The sequence below is a fragment of the Neisseria benedictiae genome, assembly GCF_958267435.1.
Classification (GTDB): Bacteria; Pseudomonadota; Gammaproteobacteria; order Burkholderiales; family Neisseriaceae; genus Neisseria; species Neisseria bergeri.
In genome coordinates this window covers 57332-79353 of the sequence record NZ_CATQFV010000052.1, presented here as the reverse complement: position 1 = coordinate 79353, position 22022 = coordinate 57332, and the positions used below count along the sequence as shown (strand labels likewise).

The following is a 22022-nucleotide window of genomic DNA, read 5'->3' as shown; positions in this document are numbered from 1 at the left end:
CGGCTGCAACAACAACACCTGCAGAACACCCATCCCAAAAAGCCTTCAGACGGCATCAGAGTACCCGCTCTGCCACGCCTTCAGGTGCGTCCAAACGCAAACCGTCGGCACCTTACCAACAGAAAGCAGACAATGTCCAAAAACCAAAATCACGAAGAATACCAAGACGATGCCCGCCCCCTGACGATTGAGGAACAACGCGCGCGCCTGCGCCAACTCATCATTATGGGCAAAGAACGCGGCTACATCACCTACTCCGAAATCAACGACGCCCTGCCAGACGATATGTCCGATGCCGATCAAATCGACAACATCGTCAGCATGATTTCCGGTTTGGGCATCCAAGTTACCGAACACGCCCCCGATGCGGAAGACATATTGTTAAGCGACAATGCCGCCGTTACCGACGATGATGCCGTCGAAGAAGCCGAGGCCGCCCTTTCCAGCGCAGATTCCGAGTTCGGCAGGACGACCGACCCCGTCCGTATGTATATGCGCGAAATGGGACAGGTCGACCTGCTGACCCGCGAAGACGAAATCATCATCGCCAAAAAAATCGAAAACGCCCTGAAAAATATGGTTCAGGCCATCTCCGCCTGTCCGGGGTCCATCGCGGAAATCTTGGAACTCATCGAAAAAATCCGCAAAGACGAAATCCGCGTCGACGAAGTCGTCGAAGCCATTATCGACCCGAATGAAGTATTGCTCAACGAATTGGGCTTGGGGCACTTGGAAACCACGGTGCCCGAGAAACCTTCCAACGACAATTCGGACGAAAACGAAGACGACGAAGAGTCGGAAGAAGATGCGGATGAAATCTCGGCAGCCAATCTCGCCGAATTGAAACAAAAAGTCATCGGCCACTTTGCCCAAATCGAAAAAGACTACAAAAAAATGATCGGCCGTTTGGAAAAACACCACAGCCGGCACAAAGACTATCTCGCCTACCGCGACGCAATTGCCAACAAACTGCTGGAAGTCCGTTTCGCCACCCGACAAATCGACAGCCTCAGCAGCAGCCTGCGCGGAAAAGTAGAAAACATCCGCAAACTCGAACGCGAAATCCGCGACATCTGCCTCGACCGCGTCCATATGGAGCGCGACTACTTCATCCAAAACTTCCTGCCCGAAATCACCAATCTGGAATGGATTGAAGAAGAAATCGCCAAAGGCAGAGTTTGGAGCGACGCACTCGACCGCTTCCGCCACGCCATCCTCGAAAAACAAACCGAGTTGGCGGACATGGAAAAAGAAACCCGCATTTCTATCGAAGAGTTGAAAGAAATCAACAAAAATATGGTGTCGAGCGAAAAAGAAACCGCAGCCGCCAAACAGGAAATGATTCAGGCAAACTTGCGTCTCGTCATTTCCATCGCCAAAAAATACACCAACCGTGGCTTGCAGTTCCTTGATTTGATTCAGGAAGGCAACATCGGCCTGATGAAGGCGGTCGACAAGTTCGAATACCGCCGGGGCTACAAATTCTCCACCTACGCAACCTGGTGGATCCGCCAGGCAATCACCCGCTCGATTGCCGATCAGGCGCGTACCATCCGCATTCCGGTACATATGATTGAAACCATCAACAAGATGAACCGCATCTCGCGCCAGCACCTTCAAGAAACCGGCGAAGAACCCGATTCCGCCAAACTTGCCGAACTGATGCAGATGCCCGAAGACAAAATCCGCAAAATCATGAAAATCGCCAAAGAGCCGATTTCGATGGAAACCCCTATCGGCGACGACGACGATTCGCACTTGGGCGACTTCATCGAAGATGCCAACAATGTTGCGCCGGCCGATGCGGCAATGTACACCAGCCTGCACGAAGTAACCAAAGAAATCCTCGAAAGCCTGACACCGCGTGAAGCCAAAGTTTTGCGTATGCGTTTCGGCATCGATATGAACACCGACCACACGCTGGAAGAAGTAGGCAGACAGTTTGACGTAACGCGCGAACGCATCCGACAAATCGAGGCAAAAGCACTCCGTAAGCTGCGGCATCCGACAAGAAGCGACCGTTTGAGAAGTTTCTTGGACAGCGAAGACAGCAAGCTGTAAACCAAAAAACCGCAGGTTAAAAATACCTGCGGTTTTTTTTTACACAATAAACAACGCTTCCACATACCCCACACTCCCATCCCGTTTCGCCAACAACTCCGGCTGACAGATTTCCACTAAAGAGCAGGCTTTGCATCGTTTGCCGTAGTCGGGCGGCGGGGTTTGTCCGCTGTTTAAAAGTTCGCGGACGGCGGCTATAGTTGCGAGGGTTTGGGCGCGTAGGCCGTCTGAAAACACGACGGGGACGCGGTGGCGGGTTTGCATATACCACAGTGCGCTCTCAGAGACGGTTTGCCCCGTCATTTCTTCCAAGCACAAGCCTTGGGCGCAAAGCTGGATTTCGTCCATCGGGTCGGGTTTTGGCTTGCCACGTTTGTATTCCACGGGTTTCAGACGGCCTGTTTTCGTATCCACTTCCACCAAATCCAATATGCCGCTGATGCCCAGCTTATCCGCCGACACATTCACCGTCCGCTCAAAGCGCACGCCCTTGCGTGTTTCCGGCTCACCCGAATCTTTGCCGCAATGATATTGCGCTCAATCGGTACGGAATTTTGCTCCGACACCCGATACTGCGCCCGTCGCAACAGCACATTGCCGCTCTGCCGCCCCTGAAGCCGCCCCAAGAAACGACCGTTTTCGGTAAAAAACACCAAATTCACATTATTTTCGCCGCAAAACCCCAGCAGAAACGGCGACACCAACACATTGCCAAAGCAGAAAATATGCCCGATGGAATGCACCGGCAACTGCGCCACCTTCTTACGCTCCTGCTCCACCACCAACGTCTCCCGCTCCTTATGTAGATAGCTGCCTTGGGTGGTGATGTAGAGCGTGTTTTGCAGTTTGCGCATAGTTGAAATCCTCGTATTTTTAATATATTTTTTATTTTTAAATCAAAATTTTATAAATTCCTTCCTAAAAGGTTTTAGGGAGTATCTACACTTATTTATAGCAACTGTGTTCCGCTTGCGTCCTCTGAACGTAGTTTAGACAGTCTGAAAAAGTAACTAGCTCTTCAAACGGGCTCAATAAATAATGGAAATTTTTAGCCCATTAGATATTTAAATCCAATTTTGAATACTTTCTTGAATCCGTCTAAACCAAATATCTTCATCTTCTGCATCTTGGTTATAGAGCCATTGTTGCTCCAACCAGTTTTCTAAAATAGAAACTTGTGAAAATTGTTGTACAATTCCAACTCGGAAAAATTCAATGAAACTGTATAAATCCATAGGAATAATTTTAGTTTTTCCACCATACCTTTTAGTATGCACTTTATTCAGGTTAAAAAAGAATGCCTTTGTTGCTTCTGATATTTTAGGTGCAATAAAAAAACAATATGCTTTGTTATGCTGTAATTTATTGACCAAATCACCATAGTGCCGGGGAACAGACGAACCTTCCATATTAAATTGAATTTCACCACGAGACATTGTTACTTCAATAATGCAGGAAAAATCCCCATAATTAATTTCAATATCCGGCTTATTTCCTGGAGCAGTATTAAGTGGCATGCCATCTAAATCAAAAATAAAATTCCCAGAAATTTCTTTAGTGTGATTTAAAGCAGCAAAAGCACGCCAAACATTCCACTCAAGAAACAATGGGGCATCGGGAACTTCTTTATCAATAATTTTATTGAACATAAGATAAATATCATTTAAATCATCTAATTTATTTTCTTTTAATTTAATTATATTATCGCTTACAAATTTTTTCTTTTTCTCAGTTTCTAACACAACCAAATCGTCTTTTAACTCATCAATAGTCTTACTTTCTAATACTACTTGTTCAACTGACAAAGATTTTATCTTATCAATTAGCCTATCTTTATTATCTGAAAATAGTTTTAATGATTCAGGATCAAATAGGTAATTTTGAAATGACTTTACACTATCAAAATGCATTGGATGTCTATCAATATTTTCCAAAATAAAATTCACATCATCTTTTCTAGATGGTGAAATCTTAATTCTCATAGTTTTAGAGTCAATTGTAACCAACTCAGTTGCACGGATATATCTAAAAAAAGCATCTGCGTAATCGCGCATATTACTTTCTTTTGTTTTTATGAATTTTTCAAAAGTAGAGTGTTCACTTTCTCGTGTGTAAAATTGATTATTAACAATCTCATAATGAAATATCTCTTTTATTTCTGCGACAAACTCACCCGAAACAAAAGTTCTCCAACTTGCTCTTTTTTCTTTTCTACGCTCTCTAAAAGAAAGAATCTTATTTTTAATAAAATCAAATTTATTAAAGTTTGTTAGTTGTAAGAAAAATAAGGCTATTTCTAGCTTAGAAATAGAACCCAACTCCTTAATGAGTCGTAACAACTCTAAATAAGGTTTAACATTAAATTCAATGACATTTGATTGAGTATGGTAAGGAGATGGTAATTGAAATTTTAATAATTGTTTGGTAAAAATTTCATCTAATCTTTTCTCTGAAATAAGCTGTTTGCCAGCTTTGGTTAAGTTAATCTCTGGTGTTAATTGAATAAAACCAAGTGCTTTGGGAGCACGTGTAATTCGATCTCTAGCTGCTAAAGCTGGATTTTTTGGTCTTTTCTCCCCTTCATAAAAATTAGATAAAAATAAAGTATCAAAAAATTCAATCTGTGTTTGTGTATTCCATTTTTTCTCTTTAAATTTTTCATCTAACAACCTCAGTTCGGGAATGATTTTCTCCAATGTTCTCGGTGAAGTAAATCCAAAAAGATGCTTACTTTTAGATAGTGATGCCATTCTAATTCCTCACTAAAATATGTTTAGATTCTGATCTAAAACGATTTCTAATATTTACAGCGTACGATTTTTCGTATTCGTGAACAATACGAGAACCATATAACTCTTCTGTTAATGATGTTTTGCCAATAACCATTAAAGCAGGAGTATGCAAATTATTAAAATCTTCTGCTAACTTTCGGTGCATTTCTTCAGAAAAGCCACTATCCATCTCTATATTTCCATAATCATTAAATACACAATCATATGGAGGATCTAAAAATATAAAATCATTAGAATTAGCTTTATTAAAAATTTCAGAATAATCATAATTATAAATATCTGTATTTTTTAATAATTCAATATGCTCATCAGTAATTAATTTAGTATTAAAATTTTTATACCTCCCATAAGGTACATTAAACTTTCCTTGTGCATTATGGCGAATCATCCCCGAATAAGACGTTTTATTAATAAAATAATAAATAGTAGCTGGATTATATTCCATTAATAAATCACCATTAAACATTTCTCTCATTTTATAATAGAGGTCTTCATTATCATCGTGCACTCTTAAATTGGGAGCTAATTTTTTTAAATACTCAAATTTTTCCCTATTATTTTCATAAATGCACTGCAATTCTTCCAGTTCTTTGCGCACTTGTTGATGATGCGACTGAAGATTAGCATAAAAAGAAATTAAATTTTCATTAATATCATTAATAATAGAATTCTTTTTTCCTAACTCAAAAAACATTGCTCCACCACCTAAAAACGGCTCGATATATCTGCCCGTGAAATTAGGAATAAACGGTAAAATTTCTGATAGTTCTTTTGATTTTCCACCACGATATTTTAAAATAGGTTTCATCACATTATGACCTGTCTATAAAAGAAAATTTTAGCCAATTATAGCTGTTTTTTAAAAAAAAATATTATCTAAAAATCTACAACTCACTCCTAAAACAACCCCGCCACATACCCCACACTCCTATCCCGTTTCCCCAACAACTCCGGCTGGCAGATTTCCACCAGAGAGCAGGATTTGCAGCGTTTGCCGTAGTCGGGCGGTGGAGTTTGTCCGCTTTCCAGTAATTCACGGACGGCGGCGATGGTGGCGAGTGTTTGGGCGCGCAGGTCGTCTGAAAACACGATAGGGATACGGTGGCGGGTTTGCATATACCACAGCGCGCCCTCAGAGACGGTTTGCCCCGTCATTTCTTCCAAGCACAAGCCTTGGGCGCAAAGTTGGATTTCGTCCATCGGGTCGGGTTTGGGCTTACCGCGTTTGTATTCCACGGGTTTCAGACGGCCTGTTTTCGTGTCCACTTCCACCAAATCCAACACGCCGCTGATGCCCAGTTTCTCCGCCGACACATGCACCGTCCGCTCAAAGCGCACGCCCTTGCGTGTTTCCGGCTCGCCCGAATCCACCCGCTCATGCAACGCCTTGCTCTGCGCGGTCAAATAGTTCTCCGCCCACGCCTGCTCGTTGTGAATCAACGCACATTGGCGCGGACAAAAGGCGTAGTGTTGCAGGGCAGAAAGGGGAATCAGGCGCGTCTCCTGATTTTCCCCTTGGCTTTCGGTTAAAAGTGCGGTCATTTTTAGCCTAATTTACGCAGCAGCTTGGTTTCGCCAAGATTTTGATCGTCCACGCTGACAAGGTAGTCGTCAAAACTCCTTGCTACTTCCACTCCGTCTTTTTTAGCAACCTGAATGCGTTTGAAGAGGCTGTCGGCAGGTGTGTCGCCTAGATTATTGCTGTGTTCAAACACATAGAGCCCGCGAGCATTCATTTGTCCGCGTGCGGCGGAATGGTCGTGATCGAACATATTGACGAGTGCCTGCCAAAACAGCTCTAAATCGTTTTCGGAAAAGCCTGTTTGTTTGGCGAAATGGGCAGAAATGAAGCCGTGGCAGCGGTATAGGCCGTAGGGGACAGTGAATTTGCGACCCATAGTGCGGTTGTCGCCGGTTTCGCTGGCATCTTTTTCGTTGGTAACCGCCATGCGGGTAATGCTGTGTTCCAAGGTCATGATGGGATCGATAGAGCGAGAAAAAGTCAGTTGCACGGGACCGCGCACTTGTCCTGCATTTTTGCCGGTAGTCATCACTGCGCCGAATGTGCGGATGTCGTAATAACGGCTGCACATGTATTGGCGGGCGGCTTCGGTTTTCTCACCTTTTTCTTTGCCTTTTACGTTTTCTTGCTCGTGGGCTTCGTCAATCAGGTTGTTCAAAATGCCTTTTTCCCGGATAAAGATGTCGTGGTGCTCGCTGTTTTGGGTCATTTGGATAAAGTTGCGGACTTTGCGTTTCAGGCAAACATCGGTTACCAAACCTTCGCCGGTTTGCGGGTCGATACGCGGCAGGTTGCCTGCGTCGGGATCGCCGTTAGGGTTGCCGTCTTGCACGTCAAATAAAAAGACAAAGTCGTAGCGTTTTTCAATAGTCATGATATTTGCTCCTGTTTAATTTGTTTCAGTTGAGTTGGATTGGAAAAAATCTTGTTTTTGGTGGTAATAACCGATCCCAAATAAAACTTGATGATTAATATCCAAATGATTAGGGAAATTATCTATTTTTCCGATAATTTCTTGAAAAAGTTTTTCTAAAAAAATTCGTTTTCCCCTGTATTTTTCCGTATTCAGTTTACTCAGGTGATGTTTAGACAAACGAATCAAAGTACCGAATACGGCAATCGGCGTACTGCTTGCCGAACCGAAATAGCGGTCGGCAATAGTGGCATTTAAGCCGGGATTGGCTTCATCCTGTGTTTTTTCCAGCACAGCAAACAGCCGCCCCAGCACATAGCCGATGTCTTGACGGTTTCTATCTAAGCTCATAGTTAGCTCCTTCATGTTTTTCAGACGACCCGCGCGGATTGCGCGATTGATATAGGCTTTAAGCAGACTTGCCCTGCCATAAGTAATTTTCTGTTCCGCCTTGTTGCGCCGTAAAGCAGCCTGCAACAGGCTGACGGGCAAAACGCGGTTGTTGAGTGCAGCATCGGTTATTTGGGAGATTAGATCGGACGGCAGGTTTTCCATTTTGCCGTCCGACACCAAATTACCCAGCAGGCGCGGCAGCGGCATATATTCTGGGTATGGCGAGTTTTCGCCGCGCACCATCTGCAAATCGTCATACCACGCCGCAATGCTTTCAGACAAGGTAGCAACAGTGGTTTCGTACCAAAAGCGGACGACAATGCGCGCAGAATTGGGCGATAAGCCTAAAAGGTAGAATTTTTCTTTGCCGTCCGGTTTTTGATATTGGCCGTTGTACAGGCTTTTATAAAGGGTTTTAACGGCATCGATATGCTCATCGGGATTGTCTTTGCCGCCGCCGCTAATCAGCGAAGCAAGACTCTCTTCCAACGGAGTCGGTTTCGCGCTCCAACATACGGCCGTTACATCGCCGATACGGAATCGGTTTTTGCTAGCAAGCAGAGCGTTCAAGGCGGTAGTGTATTCAAACATGGCTTGCTCACCCACGGGAAAGATAAAGCCCTGCTCTTTGCCGTATGATTCAAAAGCCGACAGATTTACCGATGTAAACGGAGCGGGCTTGGCGTTCACACCTTTCACGGCGTTATGCAACCGCGCAATCGGCGCAGGCTTGCCCGTTACCAGGCAAATGCCTTTTGGGACGTTATCGGACTGAGCCTGATTGGCTTGACTTACATATTCCCGCACAGCCTTTGACTGGCAAACCAAATCTACCGCTTCGTCTACCAGGCGGAAGCTGAGATTACAGCCTTTGACTTTGGCACATTCCGCCCAATTTGCGACCTGCATGACTTTGCTTTTTTCTTCCGCAGAAGCCAGAAAGGCGGCAACGGCGGCAACACCTGCATTATTGGGCAGCACCTGTTTCAATTCGTTTACTTTGGCGGTAAAGCTGGCATGCTGTTTGTCCGCCTGCTCCTGCCCTTTTTCTCCGGCATAGGCAAGCACATAACCGTAGTGATCCCACAAAATGTTACTTACTTCGTAGGATTTTGAACCGCTCCTGCCTAAACCTTTCGGTACTAAAAAAGTGCGGCCAACTTTCTTCTTGCTTTTCAGCTCACGGGTATCTTCCAGCTGAATAAAATTACCCTGTTTGTCTATAACGATAATGAACGGGATTTCTTTATTTTCAAACCCTTCTTGGGCAATACCTCCATCGCTTTCGGCTTTGCGTTGGTAGTATTGGGTGAGTGCGTGCAGAATCATCGTTTCACCTCCTCGCTATCGGCTGGGGGTACGGTAATTACGCCATTTATCGCTTTGCATTGGTAAAACATGGGTTCGGCGTTATTGGAATCGCGCGGGTCGGATTTGCTGAAATCCATGTCGTACAGCATAAAGCCGAAATCTTGGGTAATGTCTTCGCGCGGCAAACCGTCTTCAGCCTTTTCAAGCAGCCTGAAATGGCAGGGAAACTCGCGGCAACCCAAATAAGGCTGGTGGAAATACTGCCCTTTTTTCGTGCGCCGTTTGAACATTTCGGCAAATTTGACGTAGTTGTCGCCCTCGCCTGCTTCACTTGTCATGTCAAAATCGGCGTGGATGCGATAGGCAACGTCTTTCAGCAGCATGGATGCGCGCTGCTGGCGGTTGTCTTCAATATAGAGCGAGCCGCTACGTTCACTCATTTTGGTTCCCACTTCGTTACGGCGGATATTCGTCCACTGAATCGGTTTCAGGATTTCTATCTTCAAGACTCGCCAGCGAATTGCCGGCTTCCACAATATCGCCATTAAAATGTTTCTGGCGGCAGACGGCGTGATAACGGAGTAACTTACCCTTTCTACTTTTAGCTCAGGCCTAGTGAAGCATGCCAAATCACCGCTGATTTCTAAGATAAAACTCATATCATCTCCTTATTGCTTTCATTTCATAAAACCGAATTTTCAGGTAGCCAAGCTGCATCGTCAAAATCCGCGCCAAGCACGGCTTTGTAATAGCCCTTATCCAACACCAGCAATCCTGCCCTAGAAAAAACCGCATGTGCAGGCAGCTTTTTCAGTTCGTGTTCGTACACCGTTATCGTGTAACGTTGCAGCTTGCGGTAAACCCATTTGTGTTTGAGTGGATCGCTTTCTAAAAATTTGAACCAACTTTCAAACGGCTCGGGCAGCGGTGGACTGTCAGTTTGCCCGAAGGAGTTGTCAGTCGGCTGAGGAAAGCGTTGTTTGTCCAAAACATCCTGCCATTCTGAAACTTCCACGCCGTCCAAATGTCGTCTGAAAAAATCGTCCAACTCGTTTGCTTTGATAATTTGCGGAATGCCATCTTCTTCCCAATGAGCCAATAGGATAAACGGCACAACGAGTGCCACGCCTTGGTTATCAATCAGGCGGAAACGTTCGGCTGCGGTGCGGAATTTGATTGCCAGCGGATTTTCATTTGATGCTTCTGCCGTCAAAAGCGTTGCGATACCGTGTTTATCCACATCACCTTTGCCGTTGAATCGGCGGAAATATTCGGCAAATGCCAACGGGGAAAGCGGGTCGTCAAGCAGCCCTGCTTTCAGCATCTCTTCGGTAATGTCCTGCCCCTGTTTCAGGCTGCCGCTGGGCGCGCCTTCTTCGGCACGGAATACGACTACTTCACCCAACTGCGGCAGTTTGCCTTCACGGTTGCACCGCCCCGCCGCTTGGGCAATGCTGTCCAGCCCTGCCATCGCCCGATAAACGCAAGGGAAATCCAAATCCACGCCGGCTTCAATCAACTGCGTGCTGACCAGCCATAAAGGCTTGTGCAGGCTGCCTGCGCTATACAGTGCCAAATATCGGCGAACCAACGCAATGACTTCGCTGCGGTGTGTGGCGCACATATTGGCAGACAAATGTAGCTTGATTCCGTTAGAAGGCAGGGCGGTAAAGAGTTTTTGGGCGTGTTTTCGCGTATTGACTACCGCCAAAACACACGGACGCTCGGCGATTTCATCGGCAATTTCCTGCCAGCTTTGAGCTTCGTCGTTTGGCAGCGGCATTTTGATGCAGACGCGGCGCAGTTTTTCCGATAAGGCAATTTTGTCTGCCACAATCTCGCGCACGTCCGGCAGGCCTTCCAAAATGGTGCGGCCGAATGCGTCGATATTTTTGCCAAGTTCAGGCTGAGTTGCCGTGCACAGCACAAAGGTAACGCCGTAATCGCGAGCCAACACCCGCATCATGTCGGTAATCGGCTTTTGGAAATCGCGCGGAAGCTGCTGGGCTTCATCCAAAATCACCACGCTATCGGCAATATTGTGAATCTTACGGCAACGGCTGGTTTTCGCCGCAAACAGGCTTTCAAACAGTTGCACGTTAGTGGTAACAACCAGCGGCGCGTCCCAATTTTCCGTAGTAAGACGAGTTTTCGCTGTTTCCTTATCTTCTTTCACTTCTAAATTGCTGTGGTGTTCTAAAACCACATCATCGCCTAATGCTTTGCAGAAAACATTGGCGTTCTGCTCGATAATACTGGTGAAAGGAATAGCATAGATAATACGTTTTTTGCCAAATTTCAGTGCGTGTTTTAAAGCGAACCCCAAGCTCGCTAAAGTTTTACCGCCGCCGGTCGGCACGGTTAAAGAAAACAAAGTGCGGTCCGTTTCTGCGGCAGAAAAACATTGCTGCAAAATGGCATGGCGTTCTTGGTTTAAAGATGAGTTTTTATCTGCTTTTTCTAAAAGTTGCGCCATATATTGCTCATATCTTCGGTGCAACTCATCCAAACCGAGAAATTTCGGGCGCAATCCGGCAGCCAGCGCGGCATCTGCATCGGCGTAACCGTTCATAAAGGCTTCGGTATCCAAAAAATCGGCATCCACCAAGCAGGAAAAGAGAAAACGCAGCCAAATATGCAGCTCTTCCAGCTTTGCCCCGTCTTTCCAAAATGCAAAAAAATCCCGCTTCAGATCATCATCTGATAACGGGAAAAAATCTTCAGACAAACCACTTTCCACCAAACCCGACAAAGATACCGCCAACTCGTCATCCGCCTGTTGCAGACGGCGTTTCAGGCTGCCTTTGTCATACCAATCTGCCAGCCCGGCATGATGCCCGGCAATCAAATACGCCAGCAAATGCCCAAAAAACGGATTGAGGTGATCTACTGCATATTTGGCACCGGCAGTGGAATGCGGAATTTTGCGCAACTTGGTAGATTCGACATCTTCCAAATGGGCATTTTCTTTTTCAAAACCGGATGCATTACGGATATATTTCTGAAAAGCTTCCTGAAATTTCCCCAAATCGTGCAAAAGCCCCGCATATTCGGCAAACAACGCCCCGTAACGCCCTGCAAAACGCTTGGCGAGTTGGGCGACTTTTTGCAGGTGGTCTTGCAGGGGATGGGGATGCCAATTTCCTGATGCGTCTTGGCGGACATGGGCTATATAGTCGAAATTCACATCGATTCTCCAAATTTAAAACGCGCAAAATTTAACGAACAAGCCATATAAATGGCTCGAAGTGTTGAAAAATCGAAAATCTGTGGAATGAGCTCGTCTGAAAGTCTTTGTCAGGCTTTCAGACGGCATTTTGATCATCAAATAACGCTTTATCGGGCGGTTTTATTGTTCAACGCGGCTTTGACAAACGCGGTGAACAAAGGATGCCCTTTGCGCGGGTTGGAAGTAAATTCGGGATGGAACTGGCAGGCGAAGAACCAAGGATGGTTCGGCAGCTCGATGGTTTCGACCAAGCGTTCGCGTCCGGCAGATACACCGCCGATGACCAAGCCTGCTTTTTCCAACTGAGGAACATAGTTGTTGTTGACTTCGTAGCGGTGGCGGTGGCGTTCGCGGATATGTCCGCTACCGTAGATTTTGGCGGCGAGGCTGCCTGCTTTCAATTCGACTTCTTGCGCGCCCAAACGCATGGTGCCGCCCAAATCGGCGGATTCGTCGCGGGTTTCGACGCTGCCGTCGGCGGTTTGCCATTCGTCAATCAGGGCGACGACGGGGGCGGCGCATTTGAGGTCGAACTCGGTAGAATTCGCACCTTTCAAACCTGCCACGTCGCGGGCGTATTCAATCAGCGCAATCTGCATACCGAGGCAGATACCCAAGTATGGCACGTTGTTTTCACGGGCGTAGCGCACGGCGGCGATTTTGCCTTCCACACCGCGCGAACCGAAACCGCCGGGAACGAGGATGGCATCCATATCTTTGAGCATAGAAACGTCGCCGTTGTTTTTCTCGATGCTTTCGCTGTCAACAAAGGTGATTTGTACGTCGGTTTCAGTGTGAATACCTGCGTGTTTCAAGGCTTCAATCAATGATTTGTAGGATTCGGTCAAATCGACGTATTTGCCGACCATGGCGATTTTGACGGTGTGTTTCGGGTTTTGGATGGCGTGGACGATTTTTTTCCATGCGGTCAAATCCGCCTGCTGCACGTTAAGCTGCAACTGCTCGGTAATAATGTTGTCGATGCCTTGGTCGTGCAGCATTTCGGGGCATTCGTAGATGCTGTCCACATCGTAGCTGCCGACAATCGCGCGTTCTTCCACGTTGCAGAACAAGGCGATTTTGCGGCGTTCGTCCGCAGGCATTGTCCTGTCCATACGACAAATCAGGATGTCGGGTTGCAAACCGATGCTCAACATTTCTTTAACGGTGTGCTGGGTCGGCTTGGTTTTGATTTCGCCTGCGGCGGCGATGTAGGGAACGTAGCTCAAGTGGGCGAACAGGGTGTTGTTGCGTCCCAACTGGCTTCGCATCTGGCGGATGGCTTCCAAAAACGGCAGCGATTCGATGTCGCCGACCGTGCCGCCGATTTCGACAATAGCCACATCGTAACCCGCCGCGCCTTCGTGGATGCGGCGTTTGATTTCGTCGGTAATGTGCGGGATGACTTGAACCGTGCCGCCGAGGTAGTCGCCCCGTCGTTCTTTGGCGATGACGTTTTCGTACACCTGCCCCGTGCTGAAGCTGTTGCGGCGGGTCATCGTGGAATCGATAAACCGTTCGTAGTGTCCCAAGTCGAGGTCGGTTTCCGCGCCGTCGTCGGTTACGAACACTTCGCCGTGTTGAAACGGGCTCATCGTGCCGGGATCGACGTTGATATAAGGATCGAGCTTGAGCATGGTAACGTTCAAGCCGCGCGATTCGAGGATGGCGGCAATAGAAGCGGCGGCGATACCTTTACCCAGTGAGGAGACAACGCCGCCGGTTACGAAAATGAATTTGGTCATGATGGAATACCCATGTTGGAATGCGTGATTTTAACGTGAAGCGCGCGGTTCTGGCAAACGGACGGATGCCGTCTGAACGGTGGACGGCTGTTTTCAGACGGCATCTTTTCTTTATTTCCCGGTACTTTGCCGCAACTCGCGACGCAGAATTTTACCGACGTTGGATTTTGGCAGTTCCTCACGGAATTCAATGTTTTTCGGTACTTTATATGCGGTTAATTCGGTGCGGCAAAAGGCGATAAGTTCTTCTTTGGTCAATGACGGGTCTTTTTTGACGACGAATACTTTGAGTGCCTCGCCGGTTTTTTCGTCGGGAACGCCGATACAGGCGACTTCCATCACTTTGCCGTGATGCGCGATGACTTCCTCGATTTCGTTCGGATAAACATTGAATCCGGAAACAACGACGAGGTCTTTCTTACGATCGACCAGCTTCAACCAGCCTTTTTCGTCCATCACGGCAATATCGCCGGTTTCCAAAAAGCCGCGCGCGTCTATGGCTTTGGCGGTTTCTTCGGGACGGTTCCAGTAGCCTTGCATCACTTGAGGGCCTTTTACCCACAATTCGCCTGGCTGCCCGACGGGGACTTCTTTGCCGTCCGACCCGCGCAGTTCTACTTCGGTGGACGGGACGGGCAAACCGATGCTGCCGCTGTATGACTCGATGTTTAAGGGGTTGCAGCACACGCCGGGGCTGGCTTCGGTCAAACCGTAGGCTTCGACGATGGGCGTACCGGTGATTTTTTTCCATTTTTCGGCAACGGCTTTTTGGGTCGCCATACCGCCGCCCAAAGTCAGTCGCAATCCTGAAAAATCGACTTCGGCAAAATCAGGACGGTTAACCATCGCGTTAAACAGTGTGTTTACGCCGATAAATACATTAACCCGCTGTTTTTTCAGTTCTCCGATAAAGCCTTTCATATCGCGCGGGTTGGTAATCAGGATAATTTTCGAGCCGGCATTGGCAAAAATCATCAGATTCACTGTCAGGGCGAAGATGTGGTACAGCGGCAGGGCGGCGATAACGGTTTCTTTTCCCTCGCGCAACTGGTTTTTAATCCATTCTTTTGCCTGAAGCATATTGGCGCAGATGTTGCCGTGGCTCAACACCGCGCCTTTGGCAACGCCCGTCGTGCCGCCCGTGTATTGCAACAGCGCGGTATCTTCGCGGTTTAATGCGACAGGTTGGAAAACGTGCTTCGCTCCCTCTTTCAATGCCGTCTGAAAGGAAACGGTTTCCCGAATGCGGTATTCGGGCACCATTTTCTTGATTTTTCGGATGATGAAATTAATCAGCGAACCTTTAAGCAGTCCGAACATTTCGCCGACGGAGGCGACGATGACGTGTTTGATCTGCGTGCGCGGCAGCACCAGCTCCAGCGTGTTGGCGAAATTTTCCAAAACGATGATGGCGGTCGCGCCGCTGTCTTTCAACTGATGCTCCAACTCGCGCGGCGTATAGAGCGGATTGGTGTTTACCGCCACCAAACCTGCCTGCAAAATGCCGAAAAGGGCTATCGGGTATTGCAATACGTTCGGCATCATAATGGCAACACGTTCACCACGCGGCAGCTTCAGGATGTTTTGCAGATAAGAGGCGAAATCGGTCGCCAGTTTGCCGGTTTCGGCATAAGTGAGCGTTTTGCCCATATTTTGAAAAGCGGGCAGCCTGGCAAATTTTTCCACGCTTTGGCGGAATACATCGCTGATGGAATTGTATTGCGTAATGTCGATTTCGGCATTCACGCCCTGTTCATAACTGTCTAACCAGATTTTTTCCATAGGTATCAGTCTTTCAATAGTTTCATTTTCCAGCGACATAGGCCGTTGCCCCTATAAATACTGAGATGGCAAAGGAAATATGCCTTCACTTTCTGGATAATTTTCCACATTACTAGACAGCCAGAGTTCAAAGATTTTGTAATCGTCAAAGAAACCAAATATATACCCTCGCTTTAGTAAGTCTATATAATCTTTTTGAGAAACTACCAAAGGATTTCCGTTTCTCATTACTCTTGATTGTCTAATAAAAAGTTCTTTATTGTATGATAAGAAAATCGCTAAATCTGGATATATTATATTTTCTTTCTCTAAATCAACTTGCCCTATCAGTTTCCAAATCTTCTTTCTTATGGCTGTTTCTATACAGGATTTATAAGTCTTAAACCCAACAGAAAGAAGCTCATCCATATTGGCTGTCTTTTCCGAGAGATAATCAAAAATACCAAACTCGTATTGCCTCACCCTACATATGTAAGCAAATTTCCCATTTGGGAGCGAGATTTCATAGATTTTTCCGTATTTTTTTACACCCTTATCCATATCGATTATTTTTAATGTGTTTTATTTGATAAATTGTCATCGAGTAGTCCCGTTTCGATCTCTTCGCTTGTTTGAGTTTCCCAATTCTCAATATGATGCTTCTGTTTTTTCGGTGATGCCCTCTTTTCCTTTTAGATAAAATTTGACGCACTGACATCTCATCAGCCCCACTCGTTCTACCAGTGTAGATTTTTCCTGTAGGATTCCCAGTTGCATCGAGTTCTGGTGCTTGATAAACAATATATTTAACCAACCCCTAGATGTCTAGCTCTCGAGCCCAAACACGCCGTCCTTCCTCGTCATACGCCTCTATGGGCGTGCCGAGGTAGTCAGAAATGATGGAGTAGCGTCAAAGTGGAATTGAGCGGAACAATGCCGTCTGAAAACCGTTTCAGACGGCATAAGTTTTATCGCGTGATGATGACGGGTTTGTCGGTCATTTGGATGATGCCGCCGCCCAAACAGATGTCGCCGTCGTACAGCACGGCGGACTGGCCCGGCGTAACCGCCCATTGCGGTTCGTCAAACACCAGCTCGGCGGTTTCATCATCCAAATAGCGCAATTCACAAGGCGCGTCCGCCATACGGTAACGCGTTTTGCAGGTGTAGTGCCCTTCTTTCGGACGCTCGGGCAGCGTGAAACTCAAATCGTTCATCACAAGGCTGCGGGTATAGAGCAGCGGATGGTCGTGTCCTTGCACGACAATCAGTTCGTTTTTCGTCAAATCTTTAGCCGCAACAAACCACGGTTCACCCGCGCCGCCGATGCCCAAACCTTTGCGCTGGCCCAATGTGTAAAACATCAGCCCGACGTGTTCGCCGACGGTTTTCCCTTCGGGTGTCACCATTTTGCCGTTGTCGGTCGGCAGGTATTTTTGCAGGAACTCGCGGAACGGGCGTTCGCCGATGAAGCAGATGCCCGTGCTGTCTTTTTTGGCAGCGGTCGGCAATTTGAACTCGGCGGCAAGGCGGCGGACTTCGGGTTTTTCCAAACCGCCCAACGGGAAAATCGCGCGCTCGAGTTGGAAAGGCTTGAGGCGGTAGAGGAAATAGCTTTGGTCTTTGTTTCGATCCAAACCTTTAAGCAGGTAATGCACGCCGTTGCGGACTTCTTTGCGCGCATAGTGTCCGGTGGCAATGGTATCCGCGCCCTGCCCTACGGCGTAGTCCAAAAAGCATTTGAATTTGATTTCGGCGTTGCACAACACATCGGGATTCGGCGTGCGCCCCGCACTGTATTCCTTTAGAAAATAAGCAAAGACTTTGTCTTTATATTGCACGGCGAAATTAACGATGTCGATATCGATGCCGACAATATCGGCAACGGCAATGGCATCGAACGAATCCTGTTTGATGCTGCAATATTCGTCGTTGTCGTCGTCCTCCCAGTTTTGCATGAATACACCGCGCACTTGATAACCCTGCTGCTTGAGCAGGGCGGCGGTTACGGAAGAATCGACACCGCCGGAAAGCCCGACGATGATATTGGAGGGGTTTGATGTCGTACTCATACGCAGGATGGCTTGGAAACGGCGGTTTTTAAAAGCGGATTTTAACACATTTTAAAGGCGGTCATAAAAATGCCGTCTGAAAGCCCGGGCTTTTTCAGACGGCATTTCAAATATTTTCAGCAGATTAGTGCTGATGCGCTTCGCCGTGGTGATGACCGTGGTCCATTGCCGGCATCGGCGCGGTTTTGACTTCCAGTTGGACGGTTTGCGCTTTGGCGTTTTTAAATTTCAGGGTAACGGGAATCTTGTCGCCCTCTTTTAATTGTTTTTTCAAACCCATAAACATCACGTGATAGCTGCCGGGTTTGAGTTCGGTAACGGATTTCGCCTCCAAAGGCACGCCGCCTTTGACTTCGCGCATACGCATCACGCCGTTATCATTGATATGGGTATGCACTTCGACGCGGTCGGCAACGGGGCTGCTTCCGCCGAGCAAAAAGTCTTGTTTGGCTTCGTCGTTGTGGATTTTCATGAACGCGCCGCCCATTTTCATACCTTCGACGGTGGTGCGCGCCCAGCCGTCCTCGACGTGGACTCCGGCGGCGGAAACCGCGCCTGCCAAACCTGCCATCATCACGGCTGCCAATAGTTTTTTCATCTTTCTACTCCTTAAATGTCAAACGAGAATGCGCTCATCTTACAAACAAATACCGTTCGGAAATTTGATATAGATTAAGCGAATAATAAATACTACATACTAATCCTAAAGGATTACAAATCCTGCTGCAAGCGTTTTACCCGAACAGGGCAGACAGCCAAACCGCCGCCAACATCAGCATCGCGAACAATTGTGCGGCAGAACCTGCATCTTTGGCACGTTTGGCCAGTTCGTGCCTATCGGTCGACGTATGATCGACGGCGGCTTCGACGGCGGTGTTGAACAGTTCGACAATGACCGACACAAAAGAAGCAATCAGCAGGGGAAGGCGGACGGCGGTTTCGGAAACCCAAAAAAATGCCGCACACACCAGCAGCGCGTTCAGCCACAAAACCTGACGGAATGCCGCTTCGTAACGGTAGGCGGCGGCGATGCCGTCTATCGAATAGCCGAATGCGTTAATGACGCGCCTGATGCCGCCTTTGCCTTTTTTTTCTGCCGCGTAGGAGGAAGGTTCCATCGGTATCCTTTCAAAATGTCCTCAATATAGTGGATTAACAAAAACCAGTACGGCGTTGCCTCGCCTTGCCGTACTATTTGTACTGTCTGCGGCTTCGTCGCCTTGTCCTGATTTTTGTTAATCCACTATATATGCCGTCTGAAAACGGGGCAGCAGGGTGTCCGTACGGCATTAAGCGCATCCCTGCCGGTTGAGGGAAAACCCTGCCTGCCCGATCAAACCAGGCGGTTGTGAAGCAAAAGCCTTTCAGACGGCATCGGTTTAACGTACCGACCACGCGGCAACGGCATCGGCAAACACTGCCGCCACGTCGAAACCTTTTTGTTTCATAATTTCTTGGAATCCGGTCGGGCTGGTCACGTTGACTTCGGTCAAGTTGCTTCCGATAACGTCCAAACCGGCAAGTAGGATGCCTCGCTGTTTAAGCTCGGGAGCCAGAGTCTCTGCAATTTCTCGGTCGCGTTCGCTCAATTCCTGCGCCACGCCGCGCCCGCCTGCCGCAAGGTTGCCGCGTGTTTCGCCGTTTTGAGGAATACGCGCCAAAGCATAGGGGACGACTTCGCCGCCGATAATCAGGATACGTTTGTCGCCGTGTACGATTTCGGGAATGTAGCGTTGCGCCATAATGGTACGGGAATCAAGCTGCATCAGGGTTTCGAGGATGCTGCCAATGTTAGGGTCTTTTTCGGTCAGGCGGAAAATGCCCATGCCGCCCATACCGTCCAGCGGTTTGACGATGATGTCGCCGTGTTCTTTCAAAAATGCGCGGACATCGGCGGAACGGGTCGTAACCAGCGTAGGCGCGGTAAAGCGGCTGAAGTTCAAAATCGCCAGTTTTTCATTAAAGTCGCGCATCGCCTGTCCACTGTTGAACACTTTCGCGCCCTGCTGTTCCGCCAGCGTCAGAAGCTGTGTGGCGTAGAGGTATTGCATATCGAACGGCGGATCGGTACGCATAATCACGGCATCAAATGCTTTCAATGCCGTCTGAACTTTGTCCGCCGCTTTAAACCATTCATGGTCATCATCGTTTTTTGCACCCGAAAATTCAAATGCCGATGCCTGTGCCGTTACCAAACCGCCGTTTACAGACAATTCCTCGCTCAAGGTATGAAACAGCTGCCAGCCGCGTTTTGCCATTTCCCGCATCATCGCGTAGGTAGTGTCTTTGTAGGTTTTGAAACTTGCCATCGGGTCGGCGATAAAGAGGACTTTCATCATATTTCCTTTCCGGTGTGCCGAATGTGCCGCATTTCGCGGGTAAAGGAGAAATGCCGTCCGAACAATATTCAGACGGCAAGTATGGGGTTTTACTTAGGCTGCCAAGAATCTTTCAGCGTTACCGTGCGGTTAAACACTGGCGTGTCTTTGCCGTGGTCTTTGCGGTCGGTTACGAAGTAGCCGATGCGCTCGAACTGCCAGCGGCTTTCTGCCGGCAAATCTTTTGCGGCAGGTTCGGCGTAGGCGGTGATTTCCTTGATGGATTCTGGATTGAGGAAATCGGTAAACGGCAGGTATTCGCCGTCTTCGCCGCGCACGGCATCCGGACGCTCGACGGTAAAGAGTCGGTCGTACAGGCGGACTTTGATTTCGGCGGCATGTTCGGCGGACACCCAGTGAATCACGCCTTTAACTTTACGGCCTTCTGGATTTTTGCCCAAGGTGTCGTGGTCGATACTGCATTTGAGTTCAACCACATTGCCTGCCGCATCTTTGACGACTTCATCGCACTTGATGACATAACCGTGGCGCAGGCGTACTTCGCCGCCGAGTGTCAGGCGTTTGAAGCCTTTGGGCGGATTTTCGGCAAAGTCGTCGGCTTCGATATAGATGGTTTGGGATACGGGGATTTCGCGATCGCCCATTTTCTCGTGGTTCGGATGGAACGCGGCACGGCGGCTTTGGGTTTTGCCGGCTTCAAAGTTGGTCAGGGTTACTTTGAGCGGGTTCAACACCGCCATTAGGCGCGGGGCGGAGTTTTCCAGCTCTTCGCGAATCGCACCCTCTAACACGCTCATATCGACGATGTTTTCAGATTTGGAAATACCGGCGCGTTTGGCAAACAGTCGCAGGCCTTCGGGCGTGTAGCCGCGACGGCGCATACCGGAAATGGTCGGCATACGCGGATCGTCCCAGCCGGAAACGTGTTTTTCCACAACCAACTGATTCAATTTCCGTTTGGAGGTAATGGTGTACAAAAGCTCCAAACGGGAAAACTCGTATTGGTGCGGACGTGTGGCGTGTGGCGCGGGGGTGTTGTCCAACACCCAGTCGTACAACGGACGGTGTGCTTCAAATTCGAGCGTGCACAAGGAATGCGTGATGCCTTCGATGGCATCGGAAATACAATGCGTGTAGTCGTACATCGGGTAGATGCACCATTTGTCGCCGGTGTTGTGGTGATGGGCGCGGCGGATGCGGTAGATGACGGGGTCGCGCATATTGATGTTGCCGGATGCCATGTCGATTTTCAGACGCAGGGTTTTGCTGCCGTCGGGGAACTCGCCGTTTTTCATACGCGTGAACAGGTCGAGGTTTTCTTCGATACTGCGGTCGCGGTAAGGACTGTTTTTGCCTGCTTCGGTCAGCGTGCCGCGGTATTCGCGCATTTCTTCAGGGGTCAAATCATCGACATACGCCTTGCCGTCTTTAATCAAACCGACGGCGTAGTCATAAAGCCGGTCGAAATAGTTGGAGGCAAAACGCGGTTCGCCCGCCCAATGGAAACCCAACCACTCAACGTCTTCTTTGATGGCGTTGACGTATTCGTCGTTTTCTTTTTCGGGGTTGGTGTCGTCGAAACGCAGGTTGCACAAACCGTCATAAATATACGCCAAACCGAAGTTCAGGCAGATGGATTTGGCATGGCCGATGTGCAGGTAGCCGTTGGGTTCGGGTGGGAAACGGGTTTGGATGGTTTCGTGTTTGCCGCTTTTGAGGTCTTCTTCGATGAGGGTGCGGATGAAGTGGTTGTCCGCGAATTGGTCTTTATTGAGCATGGTTTTCTTCAAATGGATGGTTTCAGACGGCATAAATGTTATCGGGATGCCGTCTGAAGCGGTTTGATGATGTGTTTATTGTACCCGACTTGTGCGCTTTGACATA

At 48.1% G+C, this 22022-nt stretch carries 16 protein-coding genes and 2 pseudogenes; 1 reads left to right on the top strand and 17 read right to left on the bottom strand.

Going from position 1 to position 22022, the window contains the following annotated elements; genetic code table 11:
• The first annotated feature begins 132 nt into the window (after window positions 1-132).
• A complete protein-coding gene (gene rpoD / locus Q3O12_RS05510; protein ID WP_301669722.1) occupies window positions 133-2061 on the top strand; it encodes an RNA polymerase sigma factor RpoD in 1929 nt (642 codons plus the stop codon).
• 39 nt (window positions 2062-2100) lie between these two features.
• Here the strand turns inward: rpoD and cas4 (Q3O12_RS05505) are convergent.
• The 17 genes and pseudogenes from cas4 (Q3O12_RS05505) to Q3O12_RS05425 all read right to left on the bottom strand — a co-directional run.
• Window positions 2101-2577 (bottom strand): annotated as a pseudogene (gene cas4, locus Q3O12_RS05505) (CRISPR-associated protein Cas4); the annotation flags it as partial.
• Window positions 2559-2915, bottom strand: a pseudogene (gene cas1 / locus Q3O12_RS05500) (CRISPR-associated endonuclease Cas1); the annotation flags it as partial. The pseudogenes cas4 (Q3O12_RS05505) and cas1, both read right to left, overlap by 19 nt.
• A gap of 210 nt (window positions 2916-3125) precedes the next feature.
• Window positions 3126-4811: an AlwI family type II restriction endonuclease gene (locus tag Q3O12_RS05495; protein WP_301669673.1), complete on the bottom strand. Its 1686-nt coding sequence runs from the start codon at window positions 4809-4811 to the stop codon at window positions 3126-3128.
• A gap of 1 nt (window position 4812) precedes the next feature.
• Complete coding sequence (locus tag Q3O12_RS05490; protein WP_301669721.1) at window positions 4813-5661, bottom strand: DNA adenine methylase; 849 nt, start codon at window positions 5659-5661, stop codon at window positions 4813-4815.
• A gap of 89 nt (window positions 5662-5750) precedes the next feature.
• Window positions 5751-6395, bottom strand: a complete 645-nt coding sequence (gene cas4 / locus Q3O12_RS05485) for a CRISPR-associated protein Cas4 (RefSeq protein WP_301669672.1) — start codon at window positions 6393-6395, stop codon at window positions 5751-5753.
• A 2-nt stretch (window positions 6396-6397) separates the two neighbouring features.
• On the bottom strand, window positions 6398-7249 hold the full coding sequence (gene cas7c / locus Q3O12_RS05480; RefSeq protein WP_301669671.1) for a type I-C CRISPR-associated protein Cas7/Csd2: 852 nt from the start codon (window positions 7247-7249) through the stop codon (window positions 6398-6400).
• A 15-nt stretch (window positions 7250-7264) separates the two neighbouring features.
• On the bottom strand, window positions 7265-9010 hold the full coding sequence (gene cas8c, locus Q3O12_RS05475; RefSeq protein WP_301669670.1) for a type I-C CRISPR-associated protein Cas8c/Csd1: 1746 nt from the start codon (window positions 9008-9010) through the stop codon (window positions 7265-7267).
• Window positions 9007-9651, bottom strand: coding sequence for a type I-C CRISPR-associated protein Cas5c (gene cas5c / locus Q3O12_RS05470; RefSeq protein ID WP_301669669.1), 645 nt, complete (start codon window positions 9649-9651; stop codon window positions 9007-9009). Before cas5c ends, cas8c begins: the two co-directional genes overlap by 4 nt.
• A gap of 23 nt (window positions 9652-9674) precedes the next feature.
• Window positions 9675-12179 (bottom strand): CRISPR-associated helicase Cas3', encoded by a 2505-nt coding sequence (gene cas3 / locus Q3O12_RS05465; protein WP_301669668.1) that lies wholly within the window; start codon window positions 12177-12179, stop codon window positions 9675-9677.
• A gap of 149 nt (window positions 12180-12328) precedes the next feature.
• On the bottom strand, window positions 12329-13966 hold the full coding sequence (gene pyrG, locus Q3O12_RS05460) for a CTP synthase (RefSeq protein WP_301669667.1): 1638 nt from the start codon (window positions 13964-13966) through the stop codon (window positions 12329-12331).
• Between the two features lie 111 nt (window positions 13967-14077).
• Window positions 14078-15748, bottom strand: coding sequence for an AMP-binding protein (locus Q3O12_RS05455; protein ID WP_301669666.1), 1671 nt, complete (start codon window positions 15746-15748; stop codon window positions 14078-14080).
• 51 nt (window positions 15749-15799) lie between these two features.
• The gene (locus Q3O12_RS05450) at window positions 15800-16288 is read right to left on the bottom strand and encodes an Imm26 family immunity protein (RefSeq protein ID WP_118997815.1); all 489 of its coding nucleotides are present in this window, start codon (window positions 16286-16288) and stop codon (window positions 15800-15802) included.
• 407 nt (window positions 16289-16695) lie between these two features.
• Window positions 16696-17799, bottom strand: coding sequence for a tRNA 2-thiouridine(34) synthase MnmA (gene mnmA / locus Q3O12_RS05445; protein WP_301669720.1), 1104 nt, complete (start codon window positions 17797-17799; stop codon window positions 16696-16698).
• A gap of 124 nt (window positions 17800-17923) precedes the next feature.
• Window positions 17924-18397: a copper chaperone PCu(A)C gene (locus Q3O12_RS05440; RefSeq protein WP_118792319.1), complete on the bottom strand. Its 474-nt coding sequence runs from the start codon at window positions 18395-18397 to the stop codon at window positions 17924-17926.
• Window positions 18398-18533: 136 nt separating this feature from the next.
• Window positions 18534-18917: a diacylglycerol kinase gene (locus Q3O12_RS05435; RefSeq protein WP_301669665.1), complete on the bottom strand. Its 384-nt coding sequence runs from the start codon at window positions 18915-18917 to the stop codon at window positions 18534-18536.
• A 261-nt stretch (window positions 18918-19178) separates the two neighbouring features.
• Window positions 19179-20135 carry a glutathione synthase gene (gene gshB / locus Q3O12_RS05430; RefSeq protein WP_301669719.1) on the bottom strand — a complete coding sequence of 319 codons (957 nt, stop codon included), beginning with the start codon at window positions 20133-20135 and terminating at the stop codon, window positions 19179-19181.
• Window positions 20136-20227: 92 nt separating this feature from the next.
• Window positions 20228-21916: a glutamine--tRNA ligase/YqeY domain fusion protein gene (locus tag Q3O12_RS05425; RefSeq protein WP_301669718.1), complete on the bottom strand. Its 1689-nt coding sequence runs from the start codon at window positions 21914-21916 to the stop codon at window positions 20228-20230.
• Window positions 21917-22022 lie beyond the last annotated feature (106 nt).

What these genes read in the sequence shown, in the direction of transcription:
- Q3O12_RS05440 (WP_118792319.1), bottom strand. Translation starts at nt 18,397, where the DNA reads ATGAAAAAACTATTGGCAGCCGTGATGATGGCAGGTTTGGCAGGCGCG.
- gshB (WP_301669719.1), bottom strand. Translation starts at nt 20,135, where the DNA reads ATGAAAGTCCTCTTTATCGCCGACCCGATGGCAAGTTTCAAAACCTAC.
- cas5c (WP_301669669.1), bottom strand. Translation starts at nt 9,651, where the DNA reads ATGAGTTTTATCTTAGAAATCAGCGGTGATTTGGCATGCTTCACTAGG.
- Q3O12_RS05495 (WP_301669673.1), bottom strand. Translation starts at nt 4,811, where the DNA reads ATGGCATCACTATCTAAAAGTAAGCATCTTTTTGGATTTACTTCACCG.
- pyrG (WP_301669667.1), bottom strand. Translation starts at nt 13,966, where the DNA reads ATGACCAAATTCATTTTCGTAACCGGCGGCGTTGTCTCCTCACTGGGT.
- rpoD (WP_301669722.1), top strand. Translation starts at nt 133, where the DNA reads ATGTCCAAAAACCAAAATCACGAAGAATACCAAGACGATGCCCGCCCC.
- cas8c (WP_301669670.1), bottom strand. Translation starts at nt 9,010, where the DNA reads ATGATTCTGCACGCACTCACCCAATACTACCAACGCAAAGCCGAAAGC.
- Q3O12_RS05450 (WP_118997815.1), bottom strand. Translation starts at nt 16,288, where the DNA reads ATGGATAAGGGTGTAAAAAAATACGGAAAAATCTATGAAATCTCGCTC.
- cas4 (WP_301669672.1), bottom strand. Translation starts at nt 6,395, where the DNA reads ATGACCGCACTTTTAACCGAAAGCCAAGGGGAAAATCAGGAGACGCGC.
- mnmA (WP_301669720.1), bottom strand. Translation starts at nt 17,799, where the DNA reads ATGAGTACGACATCAAACCCCTCCAATATCATCGTCGGGCTTTCCGGC.
- Q3O12_RS05455 (WP_301669666.1), bottom strand. Translation starts at nt 15,748, where the DNA reads ATGGAAAAAATCTGGTTAGACAGTTATGAACAGGGCGTGAATGCCGAA.
- cas7c (WP_301669671.1), bottom strand. Translation starts at nt 7,249, where the DNA reads ATGACTATTGAAAAACGCTACGACTTTGTCTTTTTATTTGACGTGCAA.
- Q3O12_RS05425 (WP_301669718.1), bottom strand. Translation starts at nt 21,916, where the DNA reads ATGCTCAATAAAGACCAATTCGCGGACAACCACTTCATCCGCACCCTC.
- Q3O12_RS05435 (WP_301669665.1), bottom strand. Translation starts at nt 18,917, where the DNA reads ATGGAACCTTCCTCCTACGCGGCAGAAAAAAAAGGCAAAGGCGGCATC.
- Q3O12_RS05490 (WP_301669721.1), bottom strand. Translation starts at nt 5,661, where the DNA reads ATGAAACCTATTTTAAAATATCGTGGTGGAAAATCAAAAGAACTATCA.